Origin of the sequence: Rhodococcus sp. YH3-3, assembly GCF_001653035.1 — a bacterium.
GTDB classification, from domain to species: domain Bacteria; phylum Actinomycetota; class Actinomycetes; order Mycobacteriales; family Mycobacteriaceae; genus Rhodococcus_F; species Rhodococcus_F qingshengii.
Window position 1 is genome coordinate 325,014 of the sequence record NZ_BCWH01000002.1, and the last position, 17,174, is coordinate 342,187.

Below are 17,174 nucleotides of genomic sequence, written 5' to 3' on the forward strand. Positions count from 1 at the left end.
GAGTCAGGACCCGTGAATCAGGTACTGCAGTGTGTCCACGAGCTTTCGGTCCGAAGCCTCGGACTTTCGGCCGGTGATTCCCGATCGGAGAATTGCGGAACCCTCGAGCAGGCTCACGATGGTCTGCGCTGTCGCGCCAAGTTCAGTCGCATCCAGCTCCGGTTGTGCACACGCGACTGCGCGCTCTACGTGTGCGATGTACTGGGCGTAGAAGTCTCGAAGCACGACCGCGACTTCTTGGTCCGCCGCTGCAATGGCCCATACTTCGACGTACAGACGCACCGTGGCCTGGTCGTCCTGTTCTCCGAGCAGGACTCCGATGAAGTGTTCGGATTCCTCGCGGGAAAGGCTCTGATCCGTATCGGGGACGACGGCAAGGCGATCCAGTGAGCGGGTCAATGCACGTGACATCACTGCGCGTATCAGATCTGCACGGGTGGGGTAGTAGTGCTGCAGATGTCCTACCCGCACTCCGGCCGCGGCTGCGAAATCGCGCATTGCCGAGTTGGCATTGCCCTGAGTAGTGAGGACCTGTTCTGCTGCGTCGAGAAGTGCTGCCGCACGGGCGGCGCCCTTGGAGAGGGTCATGGTCGCAATACTGCCACCCCGAAGCTCTCCAACTCGGAGACGGTGCGGCGAGGGTTCGGAAGCGATTCGGGGAAAGTGACTCCAGGCCGGGCATCGTCGGCCAAGGCTCGTCTGACGGCCAACGCGCCGCCCACCGCGGTGAGGTGAGCCTGGCCCTGCCGGTCGACGATTGTCGCGCTTGTCGTGCCGCTCGGGCCGGTGACATCGATGCGTACTTGCGCGCTCCCGCCCTTGCCCGGCGAGTACAGGAGTCCGCGTCGTAGCGGTGTGAAGCGGTCGCCGCGACCCCAACGGAACAGTCCCACCTTCTTGGCGGCGAGCAGCGCAGTTGTGGATGCATTCGAACTGAAACCTATTCGAGTGCTGGCAGTTTCGGCGCCCAAGGTCATGGGGAACGTGAATTGTTCCGGAGTGTCGATTCTTCCGACCTTGGTGCGCGATCCGGGGAAGTCGACCCAGCGTGTATCCGTCAACGGGCTGACGGTGATCGGGTTTCCTTGCTGCATCACCTCGAAATCCTGCCCGAGCCGATCGATGAAGTCGACGGAGTCCAGCCCGGCAATGTCGTTGACGTCGTAGCGAATCGAGACGTCGATCGTGCTCGCGCCACCCAGTTCCTCGGCCAGCGCTGCGGCGACGATATTGGTGACTCCGCCCATCCATCCGGACGACAGGTACACCGGTGCGCTCGGCGACTTCTGACCCGCCAGAGTGGCGGCGCGAGCGACGCGGGTTGTCCAGCGGGTGATGTCCACGTACGGAATGCCGGCCTCGACGGCGGCGGACAGGACACGATCGTGGGGATCGTTGACCGTCGACACGACCGCGCGTACGGACGCGTCGAAGGGTGTCGGGTCGAGGAGGTCCCAGCGGCGGACGGAAGCGCCGTGACGGCCGGCCAGTTCGTCGCCTCGCTCGGGGGTGCGTCCGGTGAGGAGTAGTGGGAAGTCGGGGGCGAGCAACGCTGTCAGGGCGCTGCCCACGGTTCCGTATCCGCCGGCCACGAGGATCGGGCCGTCGGCTGAATACTGCAATGAATCGGTCATGCACCTAACTCTAGGTCAAATGACCTAAAACGTCGAATGGGGTTCTTTCCGCTGCTCAGTCCCGGTGTCGCACGATGTTGACGACGTTGCCATCGGGTGCCCGGACGAGGAATCGGCGAACACCCCACTCTTCGGTCGTTATGGGGTGCACGATTTCGTAGCCGAGCCTGCGGGCCTCTTCGTAGGCGCCGTCGACGTCGTCCGTGTGGACTGAGATGACCGAGTCCTCGGTCGCAGTGGCGTCGTGCGTGACGAGCTGTACGTTCGCGCCGGTGTCGGGAGAGGTGTAGCGAGCGACCCACCCCATGTTGAACTCTTCGGTGCTCAGGCCGAGAAAGTCGGAGTAGAAGCTCTTGGCGGTTCCGACATCGGCGACTTTGAGATTGGCGGTGATGCGTCGAGCGCGCATGTGGTTCTCCTACCCTCGGTAACAGATGCGCTCGATGATCGTCCGAAAGCGGAGCCATGTCGACTGTGCCGTCCGAAGATGCGGGTCGCCTGGTTGATTCGATCTGTCACTGCGGATCGAACGAGCTCACAGTTCCCCACCGTGAGAAGGGAAGGACGATCAATTGAACCTTGCCGATGACATTGTCGATCGGCACCGTTCCACTGTGTTCGTCATCGAGATGGAAACGTGAATCCTTCGAATGGGCGCGGTTGTCGCCCATCACCCACAGGTTCCCGTCGGGAACCGTGACCGGCCCGAAATACCTTCCTTGACAAGAGGTATCGTTGCCCGGAATGCGCTTGTCGAGGTACGGTTCGGTCAGCGGCTTGCCGTTCACCCGAAGCCCCTCTTCCTCGGACAGGCACTGTACGGTTTGGCCACCGACCGCGACTACCCGCTTCACCAGGTCGTTTTCGTCCGGCGGGACCAAGCCGACGATGGACCCGAGTCCCTGAAATGCGCGAACAATCGAATTGTCGGATCGAATGGATTTGTACTCGTCGTTCCAGGACTCGGGTCCCTTGAACACGACCACATCCCCAGGCTGTGGATCCCCGAATCGATAGCTGATTCTGTCGACGAAAATTTTGTCTCCCGTGCAGCCGGTGCATCCGTGAAGTGTCGGTTCCATGGACTCCGACGGGATCAGAAAAATGCGTCCGACGAAGTTCTGAATGACAACACTCAGGACGAGTGCGACGACAAAGAGGATCAGAATCTCACGCCACAGTGGACGTTTCCTCGGGTGACCGGCCACTTCCGATTCAGTGGAGTCGGTCGAGTCCTCGTGGGCGTCGGATTCCGTCACATTCCCGACAATAGATGGCGCAACCACTCGTCGGCCCGATACGAGTCTTCTCGGTTCGTGGGTCTGTCTGTCGGCTGACATGCTTCGGAATTGGATCACATCACGCGCGAAGATCCGGTCGAGGTCGGCAATCCGCGCAGTCCTGACCCAAACATCTTGCCGACGAATACCTTTCGCAGAAGCAGGTTGAACAACTCTCGGAGATTCAAGCGTGCAGCACGCCCGCGCCTCTGTTGATCGATTGGCACAATCTTTTGCGAGATGGGCATTCTCCCACTGAAGCGTCGGTGCGAGACAGCGCCTCGTAAGGACGACTGTACTTCCGGGCATTTTCTCTCGAACTTGGATTGACCGCACGAAAACCTGATGTTTGGGGGACAATCATCTGGGGCGATCACCTGGGGCGACAAGTCGAGGAGATGCAAATGTCCGAGGCCAAATCCGAAAGCACTGAGTCTTTTTCTGAGACGACACCGCCGGCGGAGCCGTCGAAACAATCGGTGCTCAGGCGGTACTACCCGGCTGCGGTGCCCGTCGTCCTCGGCTTGATCATCTATTTCATGCCTGTTCCGGACGGTGTGGATCCCAAGGGCATGCACATGCTCGGAATCTTCGTCGGCACCATCGTGGCGTTGATCTTGCAGCCTCTGCCGACGGGTTCTGTGGCGCTGGTAGGCCTGTCGATCGCCATGATCACCCAGACCGAGACGCCGACGGAAGCGTTGTCCGGCTTCAGTAACACCACGATCTGGCTGATTGTCGCATCGTTCTTCATTGCGGAGGGCTTTCTGGTCACTGGACTCGGCAAACGGGTTGCGCTCATGTTCGTGACCAAACTCGGCAAGTCGAGTCTCGGATTGTCCTACGGAATGGCGTTGACGGACTTGATACTTGCTCCGGCGACGCCCTCGAACACCGCCCGTGCGGGTGGCGTCGTCTATCCGATCATCGTCTCGCTGAGCAAGTTGGAGGACTCCAATCCCGAGCCCGAGGACTCTCGCAAGAAGCTCGGAGCATATCTGCTGCTCACGTCGCTGCAAGTCAACGTCGTGACCTCCGCGATGTTCATCACCGCCATGGCGGGTAACCCTGTGGCCGTCGATGCGGCTGCCAAGATCGGCATCGACATCTCGTGGGGCAAATGGGCGCTGGCAGCATCGGTTCCGGGAATTGCGAGTCTGATCGCGATCCCGTGGGTGATGTCGAAGATCTTCCCGCCCACGATGTTGAAGACTCCGAAAGCACCCGAGCAAGCCAGGGAGGAACTGCGCAAGGCAGGTCCGATCAGCCGCAACGAGAAGATCATGGCCGCCACCTTCGTTCTGCTGCTGGTGCTCTGGTGCCTGGGTTCGCAGCTCAACGTCAATGCCACTACAACAGCATTCGTCGGAATCGGCATCCTGTTGGTGACCAAGGTGCTGACGTGGAACAACCTGGTCCACGACACCGGGGCGTGGCAGACGCTCGTGTTCTTTGCCGTTCTGGTCGGTATGGCAAGCCATCTCGAAGAACTCGGCGTGATCTCGTGGATCGGAACCCAGGTCTCCTCGAGCGTCGACGGTTTGCCGTGGATCTGGGCTTTTGCGATCCTGACCTTGGTGTACTTCTACGCGCACTATCTGTTTGCGTCGAACACCGCGCAGATCGTCGCCATGTACGCGGTGTTTCTCGGCGCGGCGGTGGCAACCGGTGCGCCGCCGCTGTTCTCGGCCCTGGTATTCGGCTTCATCGGCAGCCTGTTCGGCGGTATCTCGCACTACGCGTCCGGTCCGGCCGGAGTGATCTACGGTTCCGGATACATCAAGACCTCGGAGTGGTTCCGAATCGGTTTCGTGATGAGCGTCGTGATCATCCTGATCTGGACGATCATCGGCGGCGCGTGGATGAAGCTGATCGGCGCCTGGTGACGATCAGTTGTCCTTGCGCCGCAATCCGAATCGCATCGATTCCTTGTTGACAGCGGCAATCGCGGTCAGCGGTATCTCCGCGGGACACACCTGCGCACATTCACCGTAGGTCGAGCACGGCCCGAAATCGGCCTCCATCTGGTGCGACATCGCTCGGGCCCGCTTGCCACGTTCGTTGCGGCCCTGCGTGACGAGAGACAGGTGGGTCAGTTTGGACCCGGTGAAGAGGTGCGCGGCACCGTTCGGGCAGGCTGCCACGCAAGCGCCACAGCCGATGCACGCGGCGAAGTCCAGTGCAGCTTCGGCACTTTGATGCGAGAGCGGCTGACTGTCTGCGTCCGGCGCGGTTCCTGCATTGACCGAAACGTATCCACCGGCTTCGAGCACCCGGTCGAGCGCAGAGCGATCGACGACGAGGTCTCGGACCACGGGAAAGGCCGCGGAGCGGAACGGCTCCAGTTTGATTCGGTCACCGTCGGAGAAGCTGCGCAGGTGCTGACGGCACGTGGGAGTGTTCGCAACCGGCCCATGGGGAACGTCGTCGACGGTGATGCCACAGGACCCGCAGATCCCTTCTCGGCAGTCGGAATCGAAGGCGATGGGTTCGTTGCCGCTCTCCACGAGTTGGTCGTTGAGTCGGTCGAGGAGCTCCAGCAGCGACATCTCCACCGTCGCGTCGTCTATTTGGTAGGTGTCGAATGCGCCGGACGACTCAGGTCCGGATTGGCGCCACACGTCCACGGTGATTTTCATACGTAGTTCCTCGTCTGCAGTGGAACAGCGGTGAAGGACAACGGCTCGTCGTGTCGAACGTGTCTGCCGTCCTGGGCGGTTTCCCACGCGGAGACGAAGCACCAGTCCTGATCGTTTCGCTGCGCTTCGCCGTCGGGAGTCTGATGTTCGGCACGAAAGTGCGCTCCACAGGACTCGTCACGATCGAGAGCATCGACGCACATCAGTTCGGCGAGCTCGAGGAAATCGGCTACCCTGCCGGCCCTTTCCAACTCCTGGTTGAACTGGTTTCCGCTGCCGGCAACTCGCAGGTTCGACCAGAAATCGGTTCGCAGTGCGCGGATTTCGGCGATCGCCTTGGTCAAGCCCTCGGCCGTTCGGGTGACACCGCAACCCGCATAGAGGATCTCTCCCAGTTGTCGATGGAACCTGTCGGGGCCGTGTGTTCCGCCGACCGAGAGCAGCAGGTCCACCCGACCCCTCACGTCAGTGAGCGTCGACGTCACAGCGGGATCGGACAGTTCGAGTGGAGTGGATCCGAGTAGCGGCGCAAGATAATTCGGAATCGCGTACGGGAGGGTGAACCAGCCGTCGACGCATGCCGAGAGCAACGAATTGGCGCCGAGGCGGTTGGCCCCGTGGTATCCCCAGCCTGCCTCACCACCGACGAACAAGCCGGGGATGGAGGTCATCTGGTCGTAGTCGTTCCACAGTCCGCCCATGGTGAAGTGGGCTCCGGGGGCGATGCGCATCGGCACCGTATAGGGGTCTTCGCTGGTGGCGTCGCGATACATCGAGAACAGATTTCCGTATCGCTCCTCGATGGTCTTGCGGCCGAGCCGTGCCAATGCGTCGCGGAAATCCAGGTACACACTGTTTTTCAGAGGGCCGACGCCGTGACCGGAGTCGATTTGCTCGCGGGCGGCCCGTGAAGAGACGTCGCGGGGAGAGAGGTTCCCGAACGCCGGATATTTGCGCTCGAGGTAGTAGTCGCGTTCGTTTTCGGGAATGTCGCCGGGCTCACGATCGTCTCCGGGCTTGGCCGGTACCCAGATCCGGCCGTCGTTGCGCAGGGATTCGCTCATCAGAATGGTTTTCGACTGCCACTCGGAGTTGACGGGAAGTGCCGTTGGATGGAATTGGATGAACGAGGGTGAAGCCATCAACGCACCGCGTCGGTGCGCTCGCCAGGCGGCCGTGGCGTTGGAATTCTTCGCAAGTGTGGACTTGTGGAATACGGTTCCGTAGCCGCCGGATGCCAGTACGACGGCATGGCCTGTGGTGGCGCCGATCTCACCGGTCACGAGATCGCGTGTGACTATCCCTTGTGCTCGCCCGTCCGAAACGATGAGATCGAGCATCTCGGTTCGGGTGTGGAGGTTGACCGTTCCGGCTGCGATCTGACGTTGCAGTGCCTGCGACGACGCTATCTGCAACTGCTGGCCTGTCTGCCCGCGCGTGTAGTACGTGCGCGACACCTGAACGCCGCCGAAGGATCGGGTGGCCAGAGTGCCGCCGTACTCGCGAGCAAACGGTGCCCCGATGGCATTCATGTGATCGATGACGCGTACGGATTCTTCGGCGAGACGGAAACAGTCGGCCTCACGGCCCCGGAAATCACCGCCCTTCACCGTGTCCTTCACGAAGCGGGCGAGACTGTCGTTGTCCACTTTTCGAGCGCGAGCGGCGTTGATGCCTCCTTGCGCGGCGACGCTGTGTGCACGGCGGGGTGCATCGTGGAAGGTGAAGGACTCGACGTGGTAGCCCAGTTCACCGAGGGAGGCGGCGCAGGCCGCGCCGGCGAGGCCGGTACCGACGACGATGACCGTGAACTTGCGCCGGTTGAGTGGGCTGACGAGCTTGTAGTCGAGTTTGCGAGTGGGCCAGGCCGTCGCCGGATCGCCGGCCGGGACCTTACCGTCCACCGGTGTCCCGATGCTGCGCAGATCATCGAGTTCGAAGCTGTTCACTTATGACGCTCCTGTCTTCGAGATGGCGCCGGTCATGACCGCGATGGGGATCGACATGTTTCCGACCATCACGACGAGCGCAAAGATTCCGGAGAGTGCAACGCCAATCTGGCGCAGTCGTTGGCCGGTCACGCCGAGATCGTTGACCGCGCTCCAGAGTCCGTGCGCGAGGTGCATTGCCAGCAGAGCCATCGCGACGATGTAGAACGCTGCCACCAGCGGACGCTCGAAGCTGGCAATCAGATTGTCGTATGCGTAACTCTGTGTGCGCGTGGCCGCTTCGTACTCGCTGCTGCCGATGGGTCGGGTTCCGGTCGTGAGGTCGAGTATGTGGAAAATGACGAATAGCAGCAGCACAGCTCCGGTGACGGGCATCGTGCGCGCTGTAAAGGACTTGATTCCCAGACCTTTACGTCGAAATTTTCCTCGAGCTCGGCGTCCGCGGACGGTGAGCAGCCAGGCACACCAGACGTGTGCGACCAATGACGCGAGCAAGACGATGCGAAGAATCCACAGAAGTCCCTCGTAGGGCAGGAAGGGTTCGAACACCGTTCGTAGCCAGTGTGCGTAGTCGTCGAAGTGATCGGCACCGGTGTAGACCTTCAGGTTTCCGATCATGTGAACGAGAACGAAAGCGGCGAAGATCAGTCCTGTCACGGCCATCAGAATCTTGCACGTGATGTTGGACGGCCGCGCTCGAGCTTGGAGTGAATCGCCGGTAGCTCGCGATACACGGGTCGGAGCACTCACAGACAAACCTCCCACGCCAGACTTGCCGGACAGGTGCCGTCAGCCTAAGCCCGATCGAGGTTTTCGGCCAACGGATGGGTGCCCGACTTGTCTGTTAATGCAGGTGAATGGGAGTGTAGGGGTGCTCATTACCCGAAAGTAAGGAACTCGTGAACGATGTTTGACTCGACGTGGCGACGGTGGTCATGGCGCGCCGGAACGGCATCGGCCCTGGCAGTGGCCTTGTTTGCGGTGGGGTCGCCGGCTGGCGCGCAGGAGACCGTCGACCTGGCCGACGTGTTCAACCCGTTGGTCGTGAAGGCACTCCAAGGCGCTGACATTTCCACCGAATTGACTCCACTCGGGCTCTCGTCCGGTGATCCGTGGTTCGACGAACCTGAAATCGAGCCGGGTACCGCCCCCGGCACACTTCTCAAAGCGCGTCCGGTCAGCGTGCAGGTCTACCAGGTCCGTCCCGACGTGGTCTCGGCTCACCAACTCATGTACACCACCACTGATCACTTCGGTCGGCAGGTGATCAGCACCGGAATTCTGATGATTCCCGAGGACGGAACTGCGCCAGGTGATCGCAAGATCATCGGATACGCCGAGGCGAACGACAGCCTCGGCGCGAACTGCGCACCAAGTCACCAGTGGACCGGCGGCAATCAGAGCGACCCGGCGATGTTCTCGGCGCTCGGCCCGGTGGCTCAGATGTTCGGCCACGGCTGGGCAGTGATGATGAGCGACGTCGGCAACGACGGCGACACTGCTCCCCATCCGTTCTCGATCGGACAGTTCTCAGGGAAGGCAACGCTCGACGGCGTTCGGGCAGCACTCGCGCTTCCGGAAGGTGGCCTCGAATCAGACACCCCTGTCGGCATCTACGGTGTCGCCGGAGGCGGTGTCGCAGCGGGCTTTGCCGCGGAACAAGCCCATGATTATGCGCCGGAACTGAACGTCCAGGCCAGTGCCATTCAGGCGATGATGATCGACCCCGCAACGTTCGAGGAAACAGCGGCCGGTGGGATCGGTTCCGGATTCGTCTTCTCGAGCATTCTCGGATTCGACGCGGGCTACCCCGACGTTCGGCTCGACGATCATCTGACTCCGATCGGTCACAACGTCGCCGCAGCCTTCCGCGCGTCCTGCCAGGCGCTCTACCTCGGACTCCCATTCGTTCCATTCGACGTCCTACTCACCAACCCTTCGCCCCGAACGATCCCTGCGCTGGCCGCGGCGTACGCGGACAACACGTTGGGAAAGCAGGCGCCGGCTTCCAAGCTTCTGATTTCTTCCTGTGAGGACGACTTTCTCATTCCCTTCAGTGAGGCAGAGCACTTGGCGCAGACATATCGAGCAGACGGCGGCAACGTGGACCTGCTCCCGTCGCAGTGCGGGCCGCTCGATTACGTGACCAACCTGTACAAGACGGTGACCGATCAGCTGGGTATGCAGGACATCGCCTGGCTGGCAAAGACGTTCGACGAAGCCGAGGGGCGATGAGCTTGCGGAAGTCTCTGACGCGCAGGGATTTTGCGCGCACGGTTCTCGTTGCTTCGGCAGGTATCGGCGGTGCCGTCGTACTGGGAGGCAGGGCGTCCGCGGGTACTGGTGAGCTCGACAGGTACCTCGACCTGGAAGCAGTGAACGCAAACGCCGAAGCCACGGGCGGTCTGCATCCTTCTCTGCCATCGGATTCCGCGACGCTGCGGTCTTTGGTGGATACCGCCCGAGCCTCGGGAGTGGATCCGCATCGCTATCAGACACTGCTCAAGCAGTACTGGCTCGCGGTCGGGACGGAGTCGGCAGGTATCGATCTCGCTTCGTGGACTCCGTTCGACGGTGTGCACGCGAATCTCGGAAACCTCACCAACACTTTCCAATTCTACGAGCGACTCCAGCTCGAGCATCGAGAGCTGCAGTGGGCAGGTATGGGAGGAATGGTCGGGCCCGCTTTCGCCGGTGGACTCCTCGACTTGGACTACGGGCGGGTTGTGCTGGAAGTCCAAGCGATCAGCGAGGCGATGGCACTGGTGTGGCGAGAGATCGACCGCATCGGGGCGCCGGTTGCATCGTCGATGGGAGCGCCCGAGGACATTGCGGCACTTGTCCAGGTCGGCCACGAGATTCGCCCCGAGGACGTGATGTGGTTCCAGGGGAAAGTGATTGCAATGAGCAAACACATCTTCTCGGACCTGATTCCCATGCACATGGCGTGGGTTCACGACGGTGTCGACGGCATCGCCGAACTCGATCGCGCAGGGCTGCTCGACGAGAACGCCCGTATCGCGTGGAACAACATTGCTTCGGGGACACCGGAATCGGTCTTCGACGGCAATGTGCGTCTGCTGCGAAGGGAGCAGTACCAGTCGGTGGGTGATCAGTGGGACGAGGCGAAGGCCTACCGCGGTAGCGTTGGTCGCTCGTTGACTTACCTGACCACCTTCGCCGCATCACCGTCGATGCCTGGCGTCGTGCCGCCACGCGAGTCGAACCCGCTCTCGTTCGCGGTGGGAAATGATGTTGTGCAAACGCCGCTTCCGGACTTCAACTGGGCGGACCGGGATGGTCGTTGGACCTACATCAACGATCAGTTGCTCCCGGACTACAACAACCTGATGAAGAATCAACCGGAACTGTGGCGAGCGACGCTGGCCGCGCCCGTCTCCGTTCGGATAACCGAGCAGCGAATGATCGCTCGCTTGCCGGACATGTTGCGGTCCATGTTGTCGACTCTGGCGATTACGGTCAACTGAACTCGGCGGTGGCGGGGCCTCAGGGTCCCGCCACCGCCCGTGAACTTGTCGGTCAGGCCTGGCTCAGCTCCGCTTGCATGCGCGCGGAGTCCTTGCCGACAGTGCGGGTAGCCAGGTAGATGAATACCGCGGTGAGTGCCAACATGATCGGCACGAGATACATGGCCGAGTTCAACCCGTCGCCGGCGTACTGAGCCAACTTCCCGGTACCGGCATCTGCAAGTGCACGCTTGGCGAACCAGTCCGAGATCGCTCCAACGGCAACCGGTCCGGAGAATCCGCCGAGAAGGTACATGGCAGCGAAGAACAGCGCCGTCGCAGTGCCGCGGAGCCTGGGAACCACGACGTCGTGAATGGCAGGGTAGACGCTGATGTAGAAGCCGTAGGCCAGAAGCCACCCGGCCGAGAACAAGAGCGTGAACATCACGACGTTTCCGCCGTGTTGCAACAGTGCCAGCGCCGTCAAAGGTGCCGCCAATGCCGAGGTTCCGACACCGATCATCAACCGTGCGCGCGGTGAGCGTGCGCTGGCCTTGTCAGCGTAGCGAGCGCCGAGAAGCAATCCGATCAGGCCCGTGATTCCGACGATGATGCCCGTGACCGATGCCGCCGCAGTCAGTTTCAGGTGGTACTGGCGCATGAGCAGCGGGACGACAAACGAATTCACTGCGTAGGCGGCGAAGTTGAACGTCAGCCCGGCAAGGATGAGCCAACGAAGCGTGGGAATTGCGAGCAGACGACGGATCGGGCGGGTGATCGGTGCCTGTGAAACAGCGGCTGCGCGGGCCTCCGGACTTTCGGAACCACCACGAACCGGATCTGCCATGCGGTAGAGCACGACTGCCAGCAGGACACCGGGAATCGCCGCGAGGAAGAACGGTGCACGCCAGCTGTCGAATGCCTCGGCGATCTTGCCGACGGTGAAGTAGGCGAGCATGAGGCCAATCGGCAAACCGAGCATGAAGACACCAAGTGCGCGTGAGCGTCGTTCCGCCGGGTAGATATCGCCGATCATCGAGTTTGCTGCGGGTGTGAAGGTCGCTTCGCCCACACCGACGCCGAGACGCGCGAGGATGAACAGCACGTAGCTGCCGGCGGCACCGGTTGCTGCCGTCAGTCCGCTCCACACCAGGAGTCCGATCCCGATGATCTTGGGACGGTTCTTCGTGTCGGCCAACCGGCCCAGAGGCAGTCCTGCGACTGCGTAGACGAGGGTGAATGCAGAGGTGATCAATCCCAATTGCAAGTCACTGAGCGAAAACTCGTTCTTGATCGGCTCGGCAACGACCGAGGGGATCGCCCGGTCGAAGAAGTTGAGCATGTTCGCGAGAAACAGGGCGACGAGTGTGCCGCCGAGAAGTTTGTCACGTGTTCCGACAGGGGCGCCGTCGACGGACGGCAGCGGCGGAGCGTCTCGTTGAATTGACATGATTGTTCCACCCTTTTCGCGAGTGCTGAATGAATTGTGCTGGGGGAGAAGCTCAGGACAGAGCGTCGGCGACCGTTTTCCCGATCGCCTGCATCCCGGCCGCAGTGGGATGCAGTGGAACCGCCGGCTGGGTAGGGACGATTCCCGTGTAGTAAGCAGTGGCGGGGTCCGTGCAGATGTCATGCCCGGCAGTGGTTTCGGTGATGTCGATGTACTCGACGCCGTGACGGGCCGCAGTTGCTGCCATGACCGTGTTGCCGTAGTCGATCACACTCTGGAGATAGTCGGCGTCGCGCGGCCAGAACGGCTGAGTGCCGGGGCAGCCGCCACCACGGATGTATGTTCCGTATCCGACCACGACGATGCGCGCCGACGGTGCTCGATCCTGCGCGACTTCGATCATGGAACTCCAACCTGTGGACGCATTTTCGATCATCTGTCGCTGTTGATCGACGCCACCGGAGGTGAACTTGTCACGGCAGGACGTTCCGGTGGGTTCGGGGAGTGGATTGACGCAGCTCAGAACTGTCGGGAACAACGAGATGTCGTTGGCACCGATGGTGATGGTGACGAGGTCGGTATCAGGCCCCAATGCTGTTGCCTGCGGTGATACTTGACCGGAGAACGTCGATTGTGCGGTGTCCGTGACGTTGGCGGATCGCGCCGACGAGCAGGTCATATCCGTGAGTTGAGCGCCGAGTTCTCGCGCCACCACGGACGGGTAGTTGTCGAGTGATCGTAGACAGCCCGGTGACGACGAGTCCTGCGCGGTGACCAGTGGGCCGGCCGCCGCGGAATCGCCGAGCGCGACGTACTGGATAGTGCTGACCGCTGTCTCGGCACTCGACACACCGGTCCCGAGAGCCGCGATCGAACCGGCAGCCACGACGCCTGCCAGAATGGCTGCGCTGCGCGTTTTCCACGTCACTCGAGGCTCCTCTTGGTCGAAGGTGGGACTTCCAGTTACGCCGCTGATTGTGAATTCGTGAGTGGCGTGGGTTACATAGTGATAGGAAAAAGGCAGGTCGGCCTTGTGGTGGCAATTCAATTCTGTGGAGGGTTTTGTGTCAGGAAACAAAGATCTGCCGTTCGAGCCGATCCTGGTTGGTGGCAGATCTCTGGCCGACCGACTGGCGCAACGCACCCATCCACTGGTCATTGAGACAGTCGATCTGGTCCACCGCGACGTCACCTTCTACCGGTTGCTCCCTGACGAGGCATTGCGTAACGACGTCACCACCATCGTGAGGCGCAATCTGGAACTGTTCATTTCGATGCTGCGGACCGGCGCCGATCTGGCGCCCGAGTTGCTCGCCGACATCAGCGAATCGGCTCGCCAACGGGCTCAGGAATTGGTTCCGCTCGGTGAGGTGCTGCGGGCATATCACTTGGCTGCCGGGCTGTGGTGGGAGACCATCAGCGAATGGGCGGTCCCGGAAGACGGTGTCGCACTTGCCCGCACCGGACGACTCTTGAATGCATACACCGCGGCTTCCGCGTCGGCGGTTCTTGCCGGCTACGGTTCCGACCATGTCACCCAGACGGACGAGGATTCTGCGCGAAGGTCATTGTTCGTAGCACTTTCGACGGGTGTCGATGTTGATCGGGTCTCCGACGATGTGGGCATCAGGTTGGCGCGCCTGTACTGGGTGGTGGCGCTGCACGTCGAACGGAATGACGACGAGTCCTCGACCGAGGTGGACACTGCCGTCGCCGAGCGGAGAAAGGTGCGCCACCTGCAACGAGAGCTTGATCAGGTGGGGCGTGACAAAGCGCTCGGGGTGCTCGGGAGCAGTGGCGGAGCCGTACTGATTCCTATTGTGGAATCGGAACCCGCTGAGGGGAACTGGGCGTCGAGTCCGCAGTATCTTTCATTGTGTCGACGATTGGGTGATCTCGAGAAGGTCATCGGTGCATCGACGGTTGCCGCCGTACATGTCGCGGCACCGCCGGCAATTCCCGCAGCGGTGTCGCAGGCGCGCGAGGTGCTGAACGTTGCCCGAAAGTACGGCCGTACAAGTGGGGTCGTGCGTCTCGAGGATCTTGCAGTCGAGTATCAACTGACCCGCCCGAGCGCTGCGCTGCCGATCCTCGCAGATGTGTTGTCGCGGTTGGAGTCCGATCCTGCCGTGCTCGAGACGCTCGAATCTTTCATCGACTCCGGATTCGATCGAGCTACCACCGCTCGGCAGTTGCACGTACACCCGAACACGGTCGTGTACCGCCTGCGTAAAGCGAGTTCCCTGACGGGACTTGACCTGTCGTCACCGAAAGATCTTGTACAGGTCACCATGGCGCTGGGAGCGCGTCGCGCGCTCGGAATGGAGGCGGACTCTTCCCAAACGTGATGCGTCTGTGGTTCTCTGTGAACGTGTCTGATTCTCGGATTGGCAATCCGGCCGGGAGACATGGCCAGACTGGGTCAGCTGATGGTGCAACGAGGCGCGTGGCGTGATCAGACGTTGATCGGCTCCGCCTACCTCGACGAGTTGTCCGCGCCCTCTCCGTCCAATGGGGGGTACGGCTTCTTGACCTGGGTGAACGCGGGCGAGGACTTCTACTCCGTGAATGCGCCGGTGAGCAAGTATGTTTCGCATCCGGTGTGGCAGAACGCGCCTCGGGATCTCTATCTCCAGGAGTTCTTGCGGCTTGTCGTCGCTTCGATCGTGGACGTTCCACCGCCGCCGTACGTCGAGCCTCCCGTGCATGGGTCGGGTGGTCCGCTCATCGACGATCCGTCACAGCTCGTCGGCTTCGCGAACCCCGAATTGATCTTCGACACGATGGTCGGGACGGGGCGAGCAGGAACACCCGGATGCAACATCGTGATCTGCAACAACGAATTGTTGCCGTTCAGTGTCGCCGGCCTGCTCGGGGATGCTGCAGCTCAGATCGGTAACGCGGCAGGCGCGTCGATTCGAGATGCTGGTAGATGACGGTTTCGAACCCGAATTGTTGCCCAATATTTATGTTTAATCTGTGTGACGGTCAGTGAACAGTAAATTTGAGTCAAATGATGCAATCGCGACGAAATGTTCGTTACCGTGGGCTGGACAATCGACAATCTGGGGGTTCGGCTACATGGCAAATGTTCGTAGGTCTCTGACGAAGGGATTGATTGCTGCTTCGGTAATCGCCGCAGCCGGAGTGGGATTGTCGCCGGCGACAGCGAGTGCCGACATCACTCCGACGACGGTCGTCAACGGCATCCTGTCGACGGTGGGCGGCTGCCAAACACCGGTGCGGTCTCTCATTCTTGCGTGCACGAGTGCTGAGACGCTGACACGCCAGTCGCCCGTGCTGCTCGACCTCAACCCCGTGGGCACGAACATCGTCGTCTTGGGTGCCGGCCTCTTCGACGACGGCACGATGCGTCCGATGTTGGTCGACCGGCTTCAGGCGGCGCTCCAGCTGGCCCGTCAGTACCCGCAGTCTCCGATCATCACAAGCGGTGGGGCTCCGAAGGCCGGAGTAACGGAAGCCAGGGCGATGCGCGAATGGCTCGTTGCCAACGGCGTCAACCCGGGCCGGATCACCGAAGAGGGAACTTCGTGGTCGACAGTCGAGAATGCGATCAACTCTGCGCGGATTCTCGCCGATCGAGGCGCGACCGGCGTGGTTGTGGTCTCGAGCGCCAATCACGTGGAGCGCGCGATGGTGGACTTCCGCGTTGCAGTTCTCGGCCGGATCCCGGTCGCAGGTGTAATCGCTGCGACCTGACGTCAGTGATTGTGGGAGTTGGACTTTCGCCAGTTCAACGGCGAGGCGTCGAATCGTCGACGGAAGGCGCGGCTGAACGCGGCATCGGATTCGTAGCCGACAGTTATCGCAATGGTTCCGACCGGCTCGGTGGTTTGCACGAGTAGTTCGGCGGCACGGTCGAGTCGGCGCTCGGTGATGTAAGCGCCGGGCGTCTGGCCGACCAGTCGCGAGAAGCGCTCCGCAAAAGACGATCTCGACAGGGTGGACAGCGTCGCCAGTTCGTCGATGGTCCAGTTGCGTGACGGGTCGTTGTGGACGGCCTCGAGGGCCTGCCCGATTCGTGGATCCATTGCTGCGGTCAACCATCCGCCGTTCGATCCGTCCGCTCGAGCCCACGCTCTGAGGATCTGGACGAAGAGAAGGTCGAGAATCCGGGAAACCATCACGGAGGAACCAGGTTTCGGATCGTCCACCTCGGCGCCCAACAGTCGGCTGCTCACATCGAGCCACTCGACCGGGGTCCCTTGTGTCGCGCGCAGTTCGACGAAGTCCGGCAGAACGGACAGCAGTCGCTGCGCTGCGACGTCGTCGAGTGTGAAAGTACCGAAAAGCCAACATGTTTCGTTTTTCGGGTGCATCGGCATCGCATTCTCGATCGTATGAGCATGCCCATGGGGTAACAGTACGAGTTCCCCGGGGCCGAGTTCGATCGGGGCTTTGCCCTGCGTTCTGATCACGATGTCACCGTGCTCGGCAATGTGAAGTGCTCGCACCCCAGTGGGTACCTCCACGGTGAAGTTCTCGCCGTGGACGCAGCGATGAATCTGATCACCGCGAAGGTGGACGACTTCGAGAACGTGCGAGAGGGTGTCCCGGGTTCGAGTCTCGTCGGTGGTGGGTACGTACCGCTGTGATGATGTTGTCCTCATGGATCGATCACTCCGATGGTCTCGAGCATTCGGCGTTTCTGCACAAAAACTTGGCAATCTGGTCATGGTTATTGATCCAGGATCCCCTTAACGTGGGTAACAGGCAAGGTCTGGGTTTCGAAGG

17 protein-coding genes are annotated in these 17,174 nt (G+C 61.4%); 7 read left to right on the forward strand and 10 right to left on the reverse strand.

What is annotated here, in order from left to right:
- Nucleotides 1-3 precede the first annotated feature (3 nt).
- The 4 genes from YH3_RS14140 to lepB all read right to left on the reverse strand — a co-directional run bounded on the left by YH3_RS14140 (nucleotide 4) and on the right by lepB (nucleotide 2,893).
- Nucleotides 4-588, reverse strand: coding sequence for a TetR/AcrR family transcriptional regulator (locus YH3_RS14140; RefSeq protein WP_007730752.1), 585 nt, complete (start codon nucleotides 586-588; stop codon nucleotides 4-6).
- A complete protein-coding gene (locus YH3_RS14145) occupies nucleotides 585-1,634 on the reverse strand; it encodes a saccharopine dehydrogenase family protein (RefSeq protein ID WP_042921555.1) in 1,050 nt (349 codons plus the stop codon). The genes YH3_RS14140 and YH3_RS14145 overlap by 4 nt, the downstream gene beginning before the upstream one ends.
- 55 nt (nucleotides 1,635-1,689) lie before the next feature.
- Nucleotides 1,690-2,043 carry a glyoxalase superfamily protein gene (locus YH3_RS14150; protein WP_058226881.1) on the reverse strand — a complete coding sequence of 118 codons (354 nt, stop codon included), beginning with the start codon at nucleotides 2,041-2,043 and terminating at the stop codon, nucleotides 1,690-1,692.
- A 106-nt stretch (nucleotides 2,044-2,149) separates the two neighbouring features.
- Nucleotides 2,150-2,893 carry a signal peptidase I gene (gene lepB / locus YH3_RS14155; RefSeq protein WP_064443613.1) on the reverse strand — a complete coding sequence of 248 codons (744 nt, stop codon included), beginning with the start codon at nucleotides 2,891-2,893 and terminating at the stop codon, nucleotides 2,150-2,152.
- Between the two features lie 425 nt (nucleotides 2,894-3,318).
- On the opposite strand from lepB, the gene YH3_RS14160 reads away from it, so the two are divergent.
- Nucleotides 3,319-4,800, forward strand: a complete 1,482-nt coding sequence (locus tag YH3_RS14160; RefSeq protein WP_042446385.1) for an anion permease — start codon at nucleotides 3,319-3,321, stop codon at nucleotides 4,798-4,800.
- 3 nt (nucleotides 4,801-4,803) lie between these two features.
- Here YH3_RS14160 and YH3_RS14165 read toward each other — a convergent pair whose 3' ends face one another.
- Genes YH3_RS14165 through YH3_RS14175 form a run of 3 tightly spaced genes read right to left on the reverse strand, consistent with a single transcriptional unit; the run spans nucleotide 4,804 to nucleotide 8,252 of the window.
- Nucleotides 4,804-5,553 (reverse strand): succinate dehydrogenase/fumarate reductase iron-sulfur subunit, encoded by a 750-nt coding sequence (locus YH3_RS14165; protein ID WP_042921559.1) that lies wholly within the window; start codon nucleotides 5,551-5,553, stop codon nucleotides 4,804-4,806.
- A complete protein-coding gene (locus YH3_RS14170) occupies nucleotides 5,550-7,502 on the reverse strand; it encodes a fumarate reductase/succinate dehydrogenase flavoprotein subunit (RefSeq protein ID WP_007730764.1) in 1,953 nt (650 codons plus the stop codon). The genes YH3_RS14165 and YH3_RS14170 overlap by 4 nt, the downstream gene beginning before the upstream one ends.
- A complete protein-coding gene (locus YH3_RS14175) occupies nucleotides 7,503-8,252 on the reverse strand; it encodes a succinate dehydrogenase cytochrome b subunit (RefSeq protein ID WP_007730765.1) in 750 nt (249 codons plus the stop codon).
- A gap of 156 nt (nucleotides 8,253-8,408) precedes the next feature.
- Between YH3_RS14175 and YH3_RS14180 the strand changes: the two genes are divergently transcribed.
- The gene (locus YH3_RS14180; protein WP_064443614.1) at nucleotides 8,409-9,737 is read left to right on the forward strand and encodes a lipase family protein; all 1,329 of its coding nucleotides are present in this window, start codon (nucleotides 8,409-8,411) and stop codon (nucleotides 9,735-9,737) included.
- Nucleotides 9,734-10,990 carry a hypothetical protein gene (locus YH3_RS14185; RefSeq protein WP_064443615.1) on the forward strand — a complete coding sequence of 419 codons (1,257 nt, stop codon included), beginning with the start codon at nucleotides 9,734-9,736 and terminating at the stop codon, nucleotides 10,988-10,990. The genes YH3_RS14180 and YH3_RS14185 overlap by 4 nt, the downstream gene beginning before the upstream one ends.
- A gap of 52 nt (nucleotides 10,991-11,042) precedes the next feature.
- Here the strand turns inward: YH3_RS14185 and YH3_RS14190 are convergent, their stop codons facing one another.
- Together YH3_RS14190 and YH3_RS14195 are read right to left on the reverse strand one after the other, a co-directional pair.
- Complete coding sequence (locus YH3_RS14190; RefSeq protein WP_003942962.1) at nucleotides 11,043-12,419, reverse strand: MFS transporter; 1,377 nt, start codon at nucleotides 12,417-12,419, stop codon at nucleotides 11,043-11,045.
- A 52-nt stretch (nucleotides 12,420-12,471) separates the two neighbouring features.
- On the reverse strand, nucleotides 12,472-13,347 hold the full coding sequence (locus tag YH3_RS14195; RefSeq protein WP_003943089.1) for an SGNH/GDSL hydrolase family protein: 876 nt from the start codon (nucleotides 13,345-13,347) through the stop codon (nucleotides 12,472-12,474).
- Between the two features lie 136 nt (nucleotides 13,348-13,483).
- Between YH3_RS14195 and YH3_RS14200 the strand changes: the two genes are divergently transcribed.
- Genes YH3_RS14200 through YH3_RS14210 form a run of 3 tightly spaced genes read left to right on the forward strand, consistent with a single transcriptional unit; the run spans nucleotide 13,484 to nucleotide 16,139 of the window.
- Nucleotides 13,484-14,767 carry a CdaR family transcriptional regulator gene (locus YH3_RS14200; protein ID WP_007730774.1) on the forward strand — a complete coding sequence of 428 codons (1,284 nt, stop codon included), beginning with the start codon at nucleotides 13,484-13,486 and terminating at the stop codon, nucleotides 14,765-14,767.
- 60 nt (nucleotides 14,768-14,827) lie between these two features.
- Nucleotides 14,828-15,355, forward strand: a complete 528-nt coding sequence (locus YH3_RS14205; RefSeq protein WP_047269406.1) for a hypothetical protein — start codon at nucleotides 14,828-14,830, stop codon at nucleotides 15,353-15,355.
- A gap of 55 nt (nucleotides 15,356-15,410) precedes the next feature.
- Nucleotides 15,411-16,139, forward strand: a complete 729-nt coding sequence (locus YH3_RS14210; protein ID WP_030536059.1) for a YdcF family protein — start codon at nucleotides 15,411-15,413, stop codon at nucleotides 16,137-16,139.
- A 2-nt stretch (nucleotides 16,140-16,141) separates the two neighbouring features.
- On the opposite strand, the gene YH3_RS14215 is transcribed toward YH3_RS14210, so the two are convergent.
- A complete protein-coding gene (locus YH3_RS14215; protein WP_228402304.1) occupies nucleotides 16,142-16,945 on the reverse strand; it encodes an AraC family transcriptional regulator in 804 nt (267 codons plus the stop codon).
- Between YH3_RS14215 and YH3_RS36680 the strand changes: the two genes are divergently transcribed.
- The gene (locus tag YH3_RS36680; RefSeq protein WP_225320434.1) at nucleotides 16,868-17,035 is read left to right on the forward strand and encodes a hypothetical protein; all 168 of its coding nucleotides are present in this window, start codon (nucleotides 16,868-16,870) and stop codon (nucleotides 17,033-17,035) included. The two genes, YH3_RS14215 and YH3_RS36680, sit on opposite strands and share 78 nt — an antisense overlap.
- Nucleotides 17,036-17,174 lie beyond the last annotated feature (139 nt).

Bases quoted from the DNA above. Each gene is read 5' to 3' on its own strand.
- YH3_RS14140 (WP_007730752.1), bottom strand. From the start codon at position 588: ATGACCCTCTCCAAGGGCGCCGCCCGTGCGGCAGCACTTCTCGACGCA.
- YH3_RS14145 (WP_042921555.1), bottom strand. From the start codon at position 1,634: ATGACCGATTCATTGCAGTATTCAGCCGACGGCCCGATCCTCGTGGCC.
- YH3_RS14150 (WP_058226881.1), bottom strand. From the start codon at position 2,043: ATGCGCGCTCGACGCATCACCGCCAATCTCAAAGTCGCCGATGTCGGA.
- YH3_RS14160 (WP_042446385.1), top strand. From the start codon at position 3,319: ATGTCCGAGGCCAAATCCGAAAGCACTGAGTCTTTTTCTGAGACGACA.
- YH3_RS14165 (WP_042921559.1), bottom strand. From the start codon at position 5,553: ATGAAAATCACCGTGGACGTGTGGCGCCAATCCGGACCTGAGTCGTCC.
- YH3_RS14180 (WP_064443614.1), top strand. From the start codon at position 8,409: ATGTTTGACTCGACGTGGCGACGGTGGTCATGGCGCGCCGGAACGGCA.
- YH3_RS14185 (WP_064443615.1), top strand. From the start codon at position 9,734: ATGAGCTTGCGGAAGTCTCTGACGCGCAGGGATTTTGCGCGCACGGTT.
- YH3_RS14190 (WP_003942962.1), bottom strand. From the start codon at position 12,419: ATGTCAATTCAACGAGACGCTCCGCCGCTGCCGTCCGTCGACGGCGCC.
- YH3_RS14205 (WP_047269406.1), top strand. From the start codon at position 14,828: ATGGCCAGACTGGGTCAGCTGATGGTGCAACGAGGCGCGTGGCGTGAT.